Genomic DNA, 13,707 nt, shown 5'->3' with positions numbered 1-13,707 from the left:
GGAGGATTGGGCTCAAGCCCCCTGCGAAGCGTCAACTCGACTCGCTCCGGAGCGGCTCGATGCCGCCGCGGAGCGACCGGAAATCCCCGTCTCTTCAGGGCGGGGAAGATGTTAACGTAGTCGACCTCGACAAGAAAGCCATGGCCCCAGTCGGCGCCCCAGTGGTCCTCGATCCTCGCACGCACCCAGGCCTGAACCTCGTCGCGCAAGGTTTGCAGGTCGGTTCCGCGAAGTGCGAGATCGCGAAATACAGGGTGTTCCGCTTTCGTCGTGAACTCCATCTCTTCGCGGGAAGAGTGCAGGCTGATTGCCACCTCGAGACGCTTGCCGTCAGGCAGGCTGAAGCGCCAGGTGTCGATCTTGCGGCCCGCATCGGTGCGGCTCTGGTCGATCTCGGCATGCGGTTTCATGGGGCTATCTCCGGGAGTATCGGGAACAGATCAGGGCGCCGGCGCGTCGCCGTCAGGCTCGGGTTTCAGGCGGCGGCCCGCCTTGTAGGCCTCGGCGCAGGCGCGCCCCCAGGCCTCCCATTCAGCCCTCCGGCTCCGGACCCGGAGGGCCGCCTCGCGGGCCGCCGCCTCTCCGGTCTCGGTCGGGCGCCACAGGCGCATCGGCCGGGCGCCCTCGAAGGTTACCTTCGTTACCTGGCGGATCCAGCCATTCTTCCTGGCCTGGCGGTGGGCGGGCTTGAACGCGGCTTCGGAGGGCTCGAAGCGGGCGCGCATGGCGCCGTCCTCCTTCACATATCTGGCCATCACGATGTCGATGTTCGTCGGCGGCGGCGGCAGGCGACGGCCGATGAGCCTTTCGGCCGGGGTCATTTGACGCGGCATCGGCGGTCCCTCCGGGTTCAGATCGCGGGAACCGCGACAGCCTCGTCCTCCGGCTCCTGAATAGCCAGCGGCGCGACAGCGGGTGCGGCATCGATTTCCGGACACCAGGCAGGACCCCCGACGCCGATGCCTGCCGCCTTGCGGCTGCGCTCGATCTCGCGGGCGAGCCAGTCCCGGGCATGGGCCGGGTCGGACCGTTCGAGCGGCGGGCAGAGCCGGCTCGTCGCGATCTCGACGACATTGCCTTCGGCGACCTTGCGGGCCAGAAGCTCGACCGCGAGAAGCCGGTCGTCGCGGATCTCTCCGGGTCCGGCGTTGAGCCGCACGGACATCGCCGCACCGCCCAGCATCGAGAAGCGAAGCGCGTCACCGATGGCCAGGCGCAGATCCCGGTCGGACATATGCGCGAGATCCGGGTTCGCCAGCCTGCCTGCCGGTTCCGAGACCTCCTCCCCGGAGGCCAGGATCAGCCGTGCGGCGAGCTCGGGAAGCCAGTCATGGACGAGCACCCCCTCCGAGCTCGCGCCGCGCGTCGAGAGATCCGGAACGACCGGCGACTGACCGCGGCATTCGCGGCGGATCTGGCGCGCGATCCGCATGATCCCGTTGGCGGCCTCGACGGCACTTCCCCGGAAGGTTACCTCGGCGGCGCGGAGCTTCAGGGCATCGAGCCTTGCGTCGCGTTCCCTGATCTGGTCCAGGCGTGATGACATTCCGATCTCCTTTTCCCCTGATCGGGACACGTTATGATGATGATGCGAAAACCGGGAAGACCGATGATCAGCCGCGCTTGCTGCCGAGACGATGATCGAGATATTCCCGGAACCCGCCGAAGCGCCGTACCGCGATCTGCCAGGCGGCATAGTCGTGGCGGATCGCGACGGCCGCGAAGGCGAAGAAGAAGATTGTCAGCGTCACCCCGCCGAGAAGCGACACGAGGCCGTCCGCGGACAACATGAAGAGAAATCCGATAACGAGGTTGAGGGCCGCGCCGGCGGTGTGGATGAAAAGCGCCCGCAGGTGGTGGCCACGGATCGCCTCGATATCCGCTTCGCCGAGATCGCCTGACCTGACCATATCGGCGAAGCGTGCCTGCCCGCCATCGGCATGGCGTCCGTTGTAGCCGGCGAGGAGGTCTTCACGGTCGAGCCTGGCCGGCCGCAGCGCCTCGCGGACCGCCGATCCGGCCATGGTGAGGTTCTTCCGGGAATTCTCGATCATGTCAGGATGGCGGACCTTGCGGATCCCCCAGGTCGCGACCCGTTTTCCAAGACGTGGCTTGGTGTCGTTACTATTGCTCAAGATCTTCCCCCGATCTGTCTGCCGGCCGGCCTCCGGGAAACCCGGAACCGGCCAAATGTGACGGTTTTCGCAATTTTCGGTCAGCTCGCCAGGAGTGACCGGATCTGTCCCGGCGTGATCGCCGGCACCATGTTCGGCGTGGCCCAGGGCATCAGGTAGATCTCCGGAATATCCTGGACCGGTGTGCTCGAGGACTGGATATCGGCCGGGTCGTGGCAGCCGCCGGCTGCAACGCGGCGCATCATATGATCGTTGTACTCGTCCGGGCTCATGCCATGCGCCGCGGCGATCGCCGGATCGAGGCCTGCCGCGGTGAAGCCGGACGCGGCCCACTTGTTGAAGCCGCCGGCGCCAAGCATATGTGCGGCTGCGGCCGCGCCGCCATCGGAAATCGGGACCCCATTGATCATCTCGCCGGCCGTGTACGAACCGGAGATGGACGCGAGATTGGACTGGGTAAGTCGACTGAGCGCGGTGTCCTGTGCGGCCATGTTCGCCATGAACTGGTCACGGCTCCAGACCCCGTCCTGACCCGTCCAGACCACGCCATCCCAACTTCCGGCACCGGAAGGCGGATGCTTCGAGGCGGACTCGTCAATGTAACCGAGCGACGCCAGCGTGCCGTAAGTGAACTGGTAGGCGCCGGTCGCGGTGCTGCCAGGGTTTGTCGCGAATTGTCCGTCGGCGCCCGCCTCGAAGCCGTAGATAACGTCGGCGTAGTTCCCGCCCTCGGAGCAGGCCGAGCCCTCCTGCGCGGCGGCGACGGCGGCCTGGGCCAGGCATATCGCCGCGGAGGCGAGGAGACGCGCCATTTTATGAGTACCAATCTTCATTATTCGCATTTCCTCATGACGCCCGGGGCGTGGCCGCCCCGTCTCTCATCGTATTTCGTTGACCATGTAACCGGCCGGGACGACGTCGATCACCTGGACACCCTTGCCGTCCGGCATCGGGAAGATCCGCGGCATGTCGGCGCTCGCGCCCTCGAGGATGAGGGCGCCATCGCTACCATAGATCAGGTAAGGGGTGCCCCAGGTCCCGGCTGCGTAGTAGAGCCCGCCGACAAGGAAGATGCGCTCGTCCGCGCCGTCACCGTTGAGATCGAGCGTGTAGCGGTCGACCCGCATCTTCTCGGTCTCGGTGTACTTCGAGCTGGCCGCGATCAGCGCGAGATCCTCGCCGCTGGCCGTGTCGGAGCGCGCACCCTGGAGAAGGTCCCCCCAGGGGTAGATGCCCGCGCCGCCGCTGTAAGCCCATGTGACACCGTCGGAATTCACCACCGCGCCACCACCCTCGGTCTCCTCGAAGCCGACCTCGCGGGCCGAGCCCACGCCGACCTCGGTCCAGCCGGCGTCGGTCAGCGCCACGAGACTCCAGTCGCAAAGCCCGTCAGGGCAGTCGCCGCCCAGCTCGACCAGCGCCTCGGGCTGACCGCTTCCCGACATGTCGAGGAAATGGGTCTCGAGGATCTCGCGCCCCGCGGCCACCGCGTCGATCGCCTCGAGAAGGCCGGCCGGCGGCTCGAAGCCGGAAGCCGCAGCCTCCGCCAAGGCGGGGAAGGCAGCGAGAAGCGCCAGGGACGAGGCGAGGAAAAGCCTGGATTTCATCGGGTAAGCCTTTCAGGTGCGGATGGCAAACGAAAACGAAAAAAGGATATTCGAAAAAACAACGGCATGCAATCAGAAGCTCGGAGCCTCGGAACGGTGCGCAAGCAGGTGATCCCTGAGCCGCGCGACGAGATCCGGGACATCCGGCGGAAGCATTCTGCCCTGCATCAGGACCCCGAGGCCGTTGCGGTAAAGCAAGGGCTCGACCGCGAGAGCCTGGTCGGCAAGGAAGTCATGGCCTGGCGCCCCGGAAACCGCGACATCGGCGAGAAGCCGTCCGTATCGGTCGACCGATTTGCCGTCCGGATTGCGGCGCGGTTCGACGAAAAGCGCCCGTCCGCGGCAAAGCGCCCGCATGTAGAGTGTCGCGGCATGCCCGGGATTTCCCTCCCGCGGATCGATGCCGATCGAGCGCAGGATGGAATCCGTCGCATGGGATTTGGGCTTTTCCGGTGAGTTGACCGCGTAAAGACGGATCCGGAACGCCTCCTCACGCTTTGCGCCCGCCGATGAGCGGGCGAGCACCATGATGGTGTCTCCGTCGACGATCCGGTAATCGGACGGGCGCAGGAAGAACGGCACCTGGGGGCGCCGCTGCATCGCCGGATGGAGCTCAGAGGCCCGGAGATATGGCGGGGTCTTCATCCGCGATCTCCGGGCCAGAACGCTCAAGGCGCAACTCGCGCAGGAGGTTGAGACCGGCATGAACCGGAACCTCCGGGAATTCGTTCACCTCGAACGCGGCCCGCGCCGGCGCACGGATCTCGCCCGGTGCGCCCATATGGGCGAGATCGCCAATGCTGTCGTAAAGAACCGCCTCACCCGTCTCGGCCATCCCGCGGAACGCCAGAAGCGCATCGGAGTGGGTATCGGTCTCGACATAGAGGGCCACGCCGTTCGGCGTCTCGAGGAAGAAGGCGGTCTCGCCGTCGATCAGCGCCTCGTCGGCGGGAAGCCTCCCGGCGGGAAGCTTCGCGAGGTCGCTCACGAGGAACACCGCGAAGACGATCTGCTCGTCCTCGGACGATTTTCCGTCGTAACGGATCAGCACGGCCGCTTCGCGCCCGCCCATGAGCCGGTCGGGAATTGGCGCCGGGAAAAGATGCGCCCGCGCGAGACCCCCTGTTCTTTTCTGCAACTGCAGCACCTCAGTTCTCCGTCAAGGCTTGTTTCTGCTCGCGATCATCATGCGGCCCCGCCATGAAAATGCCAAACAGGCGCCAGAAAAAAATCCGCCCCCCTTTCTTCCACAGAAATCCGGCGTGACCCAGCCCGGACGCACGATGACGATCTCCCGGGCTGTCTGCGAAAATGCTATTGTCAGGTGAGAAAATTGTGATGGGCGCGAAAATGCTCTCGAGGCGAACCCTGATGACCGGAATTGCGGCGACCGTGGCGGGGCCGCTCATGCCAGCCTATGCCGCCACCACCGGGATCGAGGCCGAGGCCGAGAGGCCGGACCGCCAGGGCAGCCGGCTCGATCGGCTCGTTCCGCTGATCGAGCCCTATCTCGACCTGTTCAATCCGCACACCCAGGAGCGGTTGAAGGTCCGGTTCTTTGGCGCCACCGGCTACAACATGTCGGGGATCAGGGATCTCAACTGGCTCTTGAGGGACTGGCGCCGGGGCGAGATGGTCCAGCTCGATGTGCGCCTGTACTGGGGCCTCGCCGCGATCCGCTCCGCATCGCTCAAGGACGGGCATTCCGGCGAGATCACCGTGAACTCCGGCTTCCGCACGCGCCAGACCAACGACAAGCTCCGGCTCGAAGGCTACCACACGGCGCCCAACTCGTTCCATATCAAGGGTCGGGCGGTCGATTTCACCGTCGATGGCGGCAAGGTGGAGGATGTCGCCAAATACGCCGAATGGCTCGAAATCGGCGGTACCGGCCATTACCGCGGCCGGTTTGTCCACATCGATTCAGGTCGCAAACGGCGTTGGTTCGGCTAGTCCGGTATTGAACTCGAGCGGCGAGGCCTCGTCCCGCGGCGCCGACATCGCGATGCCACCGGCCTCGCGGCCGGCCTGCCCGGACAGGAGCGCCTCGGACAGGGGGCCGCGCATTTCCTCGGGAACTTTCGCGAACCAGGCAAGTACCCGGTGGCGCGCCCGCTCCGACAGCGGCGCCGCCTCATCCTCGCTGAGCCGGTTGCCGGCGTTTTCCATGGCACTCTCGATCATCCGGCAGGTCGCCGGGTTCCAGACCGACCGCGGCATCCGGCGCAAGGCCGCCATTCCCGCCGGGCTTGGTCGCGGCGGCAGGGGGAAGACGCCCTCCTCGATATCGCCGCTTTCGATCGCGGTGCGCAGGTGCGTGGCATAGGTCGACGGCCGGCCGAGACCTTCGGTGGCCATAAGGTCGAGAAGTACCGATTCCGTCGGCCAGGCCCGCACACCGGTCGAAAGGCTGCGCGTCCAGGGGAAGTTGAACCCCTCCTCGCGGACCCAATCGAGATCCTCGAGTATCTCGGCCTCCTGCGGATCGATCCCGGCGATATTGTCCGCCCGCCACATGCCGCGCTCGAGCGTGATCTCGCGTGCGGCCTCGAAGGCGCGGCGCGCCACGAGCGTCACCATCAGATCGCGCACCCCATCACGGTCCCAGCCGCCTACCGGCTCGCGGACCGGGCGCCGCACCAGCTCGCGCAGGCGATCCGAGTTCGCCGTGGAGAGCGGCAGGACCGGATGGAGCGCCTCGTGGGTATCGGGGATCCGCCCAGCCCCGCCGCGAACCCGGCCCTCGGTGCTCAGAACCTCGGTCTCCAGCCCGGCAAGACCGCAGGCGAAACCCATCATCACGACACGCGAGGCGCTTTCGGCGGACATCTCCCGGCCATCGGTCCTGGGGTAGGATATGAGGCCGTCCTGGTAGGCGTCCTGCAATCCACGCATCGCCGCCACCGCGGAGACGCCGTGATGGCGTGACGCATAGGCCAGAGCGTCCGCGGTGTGGAATGGGCGTACGGTGCCGATCCGCGGCGCAACCGCGGCGCTCAGCGACATGATCGGGCGCACCGCGCCGGGAACAAGCAGGCCAGAGAACCGGCGCGCCAGCTTCGCGAGCGCCTCGATACGCGACGGATCCTCATGTCCGGTCAAGGCAACCCGCGACACGAAGGGCCGGCCACCGACGGCGGCGCGAGCCTGGAAGGTGATCTCGCCGGTCTCCGGCCGGTCGAGGAGCCGGTCGGGGGCGCGGTTCAGAAGCAGCGTCGCGCCGAGAACCGCGGAGCGGACCCGGCCCACCGGGACCCCGGCCAGTTTCGAGAAGGTTGCACCGATCCAGCGGTCCGTCACCGCCCTGGCGCGCCCCTGCACCGCGTCCGATACGATCCGGCGCTCAGCGATCCGCGTCGCGGCGGCCAGGGCGGCCCGGACCCCCTCATTGGTGATCGGACCAGGGCGGACACGCACGACCCGGCCGGAGCGGGCGGGAAACCGCGCCAGGATGAGGCCGATCACGTCATGGGCGATGACGTCGCCCTCGACGTCGTTGTCCATGGCAATGATGATCGGGCAGGTCTCGGGGGTCTCGGAAATGGCTGAAAGGATGCGTTCAGCCCGCTCCGGATCCGGCTTGCGTCCCGGGTCGAGAAACTCGCCGGCCCGGACATCGATCCCGAGCGGGAAAAGGCGGTCGGGGAAATGGCAGACATGCCCGCCGGTCGCAACGACCCGGGACGGCATGCCGATCGCTGCCGTTATCCGGGCCCAGGACTTCGCCTTGCCGCTCGCCTCTATGATGATCAATGCCTGCATTTCACGCTCGTCTTTTGCAGGTGAGTGTGAGAGCGGTCAAAGAAAAAACAAAAGGATTTTCTCAATAATGAAAACCGCAAGACAAAGGCCCCGCGGATGGCGGGGCCTTCTTTGCGTCTTGGCGGCGATCAGCGGCCGGCCGCCTCGAGGGCCTGGACACGGGCGTCGAGCTCCTGGATCGCCGCGATCATCGGGGCGATGAGCTGGGTGTAGTCGACCGCCTTCAGGCCCGCCTCGTTGGTCTGAACGACCTGCGGATAGACCTCCTCGACCTCCTGGGCGATCACGCCCATCGCAGCGCGGTGGTCCTGCTTCCACTCGTAGGTCACCGGGCGGATCTTGCGCAGGCCGTTCAGGCCGTCGGTGCCCTCGAGGGTCTCGATCTTGTCCTTCAGGCGCTTGTCCGAGAAGTAAAGATAGACGGACGAGAAGAACCGGGTGGCGTAGAGGCTCCCCTCGTAGTTCAGCCGGCTGCCGGTGTTGACCGGGTTGATCGCGGCCGAGTTGAACTGGCCGTTCGGGTTCGCGGCGTTGCCGGCATAAGCCATGACACCCGAAGCAGCACTGCCACCGGCGCGGCGGATCTGGTCGGCGTTGAGTGCCATGGTCAGGTCGGAGGTGAGATCGCCGCCGCCGTTGAGACCGGCGCCGGTGTCGACCCGGCGGGTGCTGAGCACCACGTTTCCGCTGAGCCGTGCATCCGGGACCGTCCCGCTCGCCAGGCTGCTTGCGTTGAGGTTCGCCAGGCCGGAGCCGTTACCGGCGAACTGGCCGGCCATCGGCCTGATGTCGCCGTTCTGGAGCAGGCCAAGCTCGGCGGTAACCACCGCCGGGCTGCCCGTGAGGCGGGTGCTGATCCGTAGGGAGTCGTCCGTGCCGGCACTGTAGACGTAGCCGACGGCGCTGCCGCTGCCATCAAAGAGGCCCAGGACTCGGTTGCCGGCATTCCGCAGGATGAGGGCGTTGTTGAATGTCGCCGACCCGGTAACGCTGAAAGCTCCGGTCACACCGACACCGCTGGTGTCCGCGCGCAGCCGCTCGACGCCGGCCGTGGTGATGCCGACGATGTTGGAGCTGGGCGTGTAGACGCCAGTATCGAGGTCGCCAGACCAGGTGAAGGATGGTTGGGTCACGCTGTCGGCACCGATCCCCTGGAACCCTCCGCCACCCACGGAGGTGGCGTTGAAGGTCGGGCCTGTGACCGTCGCGGAGAAGGTCTTGGCGCCGCCGATCGACTGGGCGCCGGCGGTACGCACGACGGTGCCATCGACAGAGAAGGCACCGGCCGCGAGCGCCAGGCCGTCACCGGCCGTATAGGCGGCTCCGGCGATGGCACCGTCGACGTAGGACTTGTTGGCCGCATCGGAGGCCAGGGTCGGGGTGCCGAGGTTCTGCAGGCGCTGGCCGCCGGCATTGATCGTGCCGGTGAAGGTCTTGATGCCAGCGATGGACTGGTCGCCGGTGGTCCTGATGACGGTGCCGTCGACCGAGATCGTGCGGTTAGCCGAGAGATCACCGCCGCCGGTCAGGCCGGAGCCGGTCGCGATCGTGCGGGTCGTGTCGACTTTGCCGGAACCGAGAGCGTCAACGTAGGACTTGTTGGCCGCATCCGTCGCCACGGTCGGGGTGCCGACGGCCAGCAGGCGCTGGCCGCCGGCATTGATCGTGCCGGTGAAGGTCTTGATGCCGGCGATGGTCTGGTCTCCGGTGGTCCTGAGAACAGTCGCATCGACCGCGAGCGTGCGGTTGGCCGAAAGATCGCCGCCGCCGGTGAGACCGTCGCCCGCGGAGATCGTGCGCGAGGTGTCGACCTTGGCGGAACCAAGCGCATCGACGTAGGCCTTGTTGGCCGCATCGGCCGCCGCGCCGGGGGCGGCGACGTTGGTGACGGCGTTGCCGCTCATGTTGAGGGCGCCGGCCGCGATGTGGTTGCCGAGGTTATCGCCGCCCGCGGCACCGATCGCCGCATCGACATAGGCCTTGTTGGCCGCGTCGGTAGCGACGGTCGGCCCGGCGAGGTTGAGGATGCGGCCGCTGGTCATGTCGAGCTGGTTGCCGACCGTGACGGTGTTGGACACGCTGAGGCCGCTCGTGGTCACCCGCATGCGCTCGGCGCCACCGGCCGTGAAGCCGATGATGTTCTCGGCCGCACGGAAGAGACCGGTATTGTTGTCGACGGCCCAGCCGAAGGAGGGCAGCGTGGCCGTATCGGTGTCAAGCGCGCGGAAGGAGAGGGGGCCGGTCGAGGTGAAGCTCGCTCCGGTCACGTTCTGGGTGAAGGTCTTCAGGCCATCGAGGCTCTGGTCGCCAGCAGTGCGCACGACCGTGGCGTCCACGGCGAGCACGGTGCCTGTCATCGTGAGGCCGTCGCCTGCGCTGTATGCGCCACTGATGATGCCGTCGACATAGGACTTGTTCACCGCATCGGAAGCCAGGGTCGGAGTGCCGAGGTTCTGCAGGCGCTGGCCGCCGGCATTGATCGTGCCGGTGAAGGTCTTGATGCCGGCGATGGTCTGGTCGCCGGAGGTCCGGAGCACCGTCGCGTCGACCGCGAGCGTGCGGTCGGCCGAAAGATCGCCGCCGCCGGTGAGGCCGGAGCCGGTCGCGATCATGCGGGATGTGTCGACCTTGCTGGTTCCGATCGCGTCGACATAGGACTTGTTGACCGCGTCGGTCGCAGCGGTCGGCGCGCCGAGGTTCTGAACCCGCTGGCCGCCGGCATCGATCGTGCCGGTGAAGGTCTTGATGCCGGCGATGGACTGGTCGCCGGTGGTCCGGAGAACGGTCCCATCGACCGCGATACTGCGGTTGGCGGCGAGGTCACCGCCGCCGGTGAGGCCATCTCCCGCAGAGATCGTGCGGCCGATCGCCGCGTAACGGGCATCACCGAAGCTCGTGTCGAACGAAAGCGTCCGGTTGGCGGAAAGGTTGCCGCCGCCGATGAGTCCCGGACCGGTCGCGATCGTACGCCCCCTCAGCGCATAGCGAAGATCACCCCAGGCCGTGTCGAACGACAATGTGCGGTCGGCAGTGAGATCACCGCCGCCGAAAAGGCCGACGCCGGCCATGATCTTGGTTGCCCGGAGACCGGTCACCTCGCCCTGGAGCGGCCCGACAAGCGTGTCGACGTAAGCCTTGTTGGCGGCATCGGCCGCGCCGGCGGGCGCGGGGAGGTTCGTTACGGTGAAGCCGGACATGTCGACATTCTGGGTCGCGACATGATCACCCAGATCATCGCCGTTCGCAGCGACATAGGACTGCATGTAGCTCAGGTTCACCGCATCCGATCCGACACCCGGAGACTGCAGGCCGGTCACCCGGTTATTGCCCATGTCGAGATCCTGGGTGGCCTGGTGGTCCCCAAGATCGTCGCCAGCCCCAAGCACCGCTGTATCGACATAGGCGCGGTTCGCCGCCTGGTCGGGCGCAACCGGAATCGGAAGATTGGTGATCGTGAACCCGTTCATGTCGAGCGCCTTGGCCGCGACGTGGTCGCCCATGTTGTCGCCGTTCGCCGTGACATAGGCCTCGAGATAGGCGAGGTTGACCGCATCCATCGGATCGACCGGGTCGCCGAGGTTGAACAGCGCGAAACCGTCGAGGTTGAGGTCCTTCTTGGCGATGTGGTTGCCAAGATCGTCGCCGGGCAGAACCCCGAGCGAGTTGGAAGGGGTGAAAGCCGGACGGCTCAGGGTCTCGACGGAGGAACTGCCATCCTGCCGGAGCTCCGCGTGGAGCGGAGCCGCGGCAGCGGTCAGGATCGCCGTGCTGGCGAACAGGGATATGCGAGCCTTCCGTGCCATGAGAGCCTCTCGGAGCAATACACAATCATCGATTTTCAAGTGTATCCGGAGGTGCGAAAAACTGCAAATTAATGTTATTCGCACAATTCCTTGCAGGCAATACTTTAACCTGAACCCGGCGCCTGAGGCGCCTTCCTGTGGGCCGCCAATCTTTAATATACGGTTTTTCGCAAATTCTGACTAGGGTGCCCCGAACAAGAAAACAGGAATACGAAATGAGACTGACGCACGAACAGCAGGACATCCGCGACCACTCGGCCGGCATGGGGTCCTCCGACAACCTCAAGGTCATCGCCTTCGCCGGCGCCGGCAAGACGACGACGCTGAAGGCGGTGGCGTCAGCCAAGAGCCAGCGCGGCGTCTACCTCGCCTTCAACAAGGCGATCGCCGACGAGGCCAAGCGCAAGCTCGCGATGACGCGCTGCACCGCGGCGACGATGCACGGCCTTGCCTATGGCGCGGTCCGGGAGGTGATCGGATCGCCTGTGACCCACAACGCGCGCTCTTTCCGCGAGACCGGGATCATGAGCCGATTTCACATCCCCAAGGTCGAGGGCTGGAACGACTACCGTGTCGCCTCCGCGGTCTGCCGGGCGCTGGCCGCGTTCTGCAATTCCGACGACCAGGATTTCGACATCCGCCATGCCGAGGAGGCGCTCATCTCCTCGATCGGGGATCCCGAGCTGATCCGGGACCGCGAGCGGCAGGAGCATGCGCGCGACACGCTGCGGCTCCTTTCGATGCCTATCCTGCAGATGGCCGAGACTTTCTGGGGCCATTCCGTGGAGCGCAACCAGTACAGTCACGACATGTATCTCAAGGCGCTCGATCTGGACGAGAGCCTGCGGGCCGACGCGTTCCGCTCGTTCCGCTACCTGATGGTCGACGAGGCTCAGGACATCAACCCGGTACAGCGTTCGATCATCACCAAGACCGGCCTGCCGATCATCGCGGTCGGCGATCCCTACCAGCAGATCTATTCCTGGCGCGGGGCCGAGAACGCGCTCGCGCTCCTGCCCGGCAAGACCATGTATCTCACCCAGTCGTTCCGCTTCGGTGAAGGCATCGCCGAGGTCGCGCGCCACATCCTGCAGACCCGCCCGGACGGCGGCCCGGCCCAGCGGCTCACCGGCGCTGGCTCGGGCGACATCTCGGGCCATGCCGGCTCCCGCGCCGCCATCATCTGCCGCACCAACATCGGCATGATCGAGGAGGCCCTCAAGCTGATGCACAAGAACATCAGCCTGCATGTCGACAACATGGCCGGGCTCCTGCAGGACGTCCGCTCCGCCCAGGCGCTCTTCGAAGGCCGGACGAACGATGTCGTCTCGACGGACCTCAAGCAGTACGAGAGCTGGGATGAGCTGAAGGTCGAGGCGGAGGAGGGCGACCAGTCGCTCGGCAAGATCGTGAACCTCGTCGAGGGCAATATGGTCCCGCAGATCGAGCGCCTCGCCGAGCACCAGCGCCAGGGCGCCGGGAGCGCCACGGTGATGATCTGCACCGCGCACCGCTCCAAGGGGCTCGAATGGCCTGCGGTCCAGCTCGGCAGCGACTGGAAGGATATCGACGCCATGACCGGGCGGTACCGCAAGAGCCTGACCCAGTCCGACAAGCACAAGACGCTGGCGCTCGAGGAGTGGAACGCTCTCTACGTGGCCGCGACCCGGCCGATCATGCGCCTGCAGGGACATCAACGCATCCTCTTCCCCAAGCCGAAGCTGGAGGAGGACTATGCGCCTGCGGACCTCTCCGAGGAGCGCGGGCGGACGGCGCCGGCGCAGCCCTGACCAGGCGGCCCGCCGCCGGCCTCAATAGCTGTGGGTCGATCCCATAACGAGCACCTTGACGAGATCGCTCGCGGCCGGCATCGCGTTCATGCGGCCGCAGTCCTCGAGTGCCTTCTCGTAGACATAGCCTTGCGCGCCGTACTCGTTCAGGATCGCGATCTCGCGAACCCCAGGGAGATCGATTCCGCGGAGCGGCCCGAAGCAGATCCCGGTCGTGATCGTCGCGAGATAGATCTCGGGAGTGATCCGGCGCTGCGGCAGGACCGCCGTCAGCACGCCGTTCTCAACAGTGATCCGTTTGGGTCCCCACATCTCGAGAAGGGCGGCGGCGTTCTCGCTCGCGCAAGCGAGCGCGGAGGACGCGAGAAGGCCGAGGATCGTGGCGATTGAGCAGATTTAGCCGCAACCCCCTTCCTTCAGGGAGGGGTCGAGGCGTCTGTTTTCTTCCCGCCGTCTTTTCTCTTCCCGCGCGGCGGCGCGGCGCACCGCGCCGATCCTGATACGGCCGGGGGCGTTCTGGCTCTCGACATAGGCCTTGACGACATCGAGCGGCGCGCCGCCGCAGGAGACGACGCAGTAGCTCGGCGACCAGAAGGCCTCGCCCCAGAGG

14 protein-coding genes are annotated in these 13,707 nt (G+C 66.4%); 2 read left to right on the top strand and 12 right to left on the bottom strand.

Annotated features, from left to right (window positions below; translation table 11 throughout):
• From OM960_RS24505 to OM960_RS24470, 8 genes are all read right to left on the bottom strand, one after another.
• Positions 1–410: hypothetical protein (locus OM960_RS24505; protein WP_264773821.1), on the bottom strand; the 410-nt coding region annotated here is incomplete at its 3' end.
• A gap of 30 nt (positions 411–440) precedes the next feature.
• Entirely contained in the window at positions 441–833 is a 393-nt protein-coding gene (locus OM960_RS24500; protein WP_264773820.1) for a hypothetical protein, read from the bottom strand.
• Between the two features lie 17 nt (positions 834–850).
• The gene (locus tag OM960_RS24495; RefSeq protein WP_264773819.1) at positions 851–1,546 is read right to left on the bottom strand and encodes a hypothetical protein; all 696 of its coding nucleotides are present in this window, start codon (positions 1,544–1,546) and stop codon (positions 851–853) included.
• 67 nt (positions 1,547–1,613) lie between these two features.
• On the bottom strand, positions 1,614–2,135 hold the full coding sequence (locus tag OM960_RS24490; RefSeq protein ID WP_264773818.1) for a hypothetical protein: 522 nt from the start codon (positions 2,133–2,135) through the stop codon (positions 1,614–1,616).
• 80 nt (positions 2,136–2,215) lie between these two features.
• The gene (locus OM960_RS24485; protein ID WP_264773817.1) at positions 2,216–2,947 is read right to left on the bottom strand and encodes a hypothetical protein; all 732 of its coding nucleotides are present in this window, start codon (positions 2,945–2,947) and stop codon (positions 2,216–2,218) included.
• A 66-nt stretch (positions 2,948–3,013) separates the two neighbouring features.
• A complete protein-coding gene (locus OM960_RS24480; RefSeq protein WP_264773816.1) occupies positions 3,014–3,742 on the bottom strand; it encodes a hypothetical protein in 729 nt (242 codons plus the stop codon).
• 72 nt (positions 3,743–3,814) lie between these two features.
• Entirely contained in the window at positions 3,815–4,387 is a 573-nt protein-coding gene (locus OM960_RS24475; RefSeq protein ID WP_264773815.1) for a thermonuclease family protein, read from the bottom strand.
• Positions 4,356–4,880 (bottom strand): hypothetical protein, encoded by a 525-nt coding sequence (locus tag OM960_RS24470; protein ID WP_264773814.1) that lies wholly within the window; start codon positions 4,878–4,880, stop codon positions 4,356–4,358. The genes OM960_RS24475 and OM960_RS24470 overlap by 32 nt, the downstream gene beginning before the upstream one ends.
• Before the next feature lie 233 nt (positions 4,881–5,113).
• Between OM960_RS24470 and OM960_RS24465 the strand changes: the two genes are divergently transcribed.
• Positions 5,114–5,695, top strand: coding sequence for a YcbK family protein (locus tag OM960_RS24465; protein WP_264773813.1), 582 nt, complete (start codon positions 5,114–5,116; stop codon positions 5,693–5,695).
• Here the strand turns inward: OM960_RS24465 and OM960_RS24460 are convergent.
• Complete coding sequence (locus OM960_RS24460; RefSeq protein ID WP_264773812.1) at positions 5,666–7,504, bottom strand: DNA topoisomerase; 1,839 nt, start codon at positions 7,502–7,504, stop codon at positions 5,666–5,668. The two genes, OM960_RS24465 and OM960_RS24460, sit on opposite strands and share 30 nt — an antisense overlap.
• A gap of 128 nt (positions 7,505–7,632) precedes the next feature.
• Positions 7,633–11,307 carry a tail fiber domain-containing protein gene (locus tag OM960_RS24455; RefSeq protein WP_264773811.1) on the bottom strand — a complete coding sequence of 1,225 codons (3,675 nt, stop codon included), beginning with the start codon at positions 11,305–11,307 and terminating at the stop codon, positions 7,633–7,635.
• 215 nt (positions 11,308–11,522) lie between these two features.
• Between OM960_RS24455 and OM960_RS24450 the strand changes: the two genes are divergently transcribed.
• Complete coding sequence (locus OM960_RS24450; protein WP_264773810.1) at positions 11,523–13,097, top strand: UvrD-helicase domain-containing protein; 1,575 nt, start codon at positions 11,523–11,525, stop codon at positions 13,095–13,097.
• A gap of 21 nt (positions 13,098–13,118) precedes the next feature.
• Here the strand turns inward: OM960_RS24450 and OM960_RS24445 are convergent, their stop codons facing one another.
• Complete coding sequence (locus OM960_RS24445) at positions 13,119–13,409, bottom strand: hypothetical protein (protein WP_264773809.1); 291 nt, start codon at positions 13,407–13,409, stop codon at positions 13,119–13,121.
• 84 nt (positions 13,410–13,493) lie between these two features.
• Positions 13,494–13,707 (bottom strand): transposase (locus tag OM960_RS24440; protein ID WP_264773808.1); only part of this gene is annotated, 214 nt, incomplete at its 5' end.

The organism is Defluviimonas salinarum (assembly GCF_026013545.1).
GTDB classification, from domain to species: domain Bacteria; phylum Pseudomonadota; class Alphaproteobacteria; order Rhodobacterales; family Rhodobacteraceae; genus Albidovulum; species Albidovulum salinarum.
The sequence above is the reverse complement of the archived record's forward strand: the minus strand, read 5'-3'. Positions and strand labels throughout refer to the sequence as shown.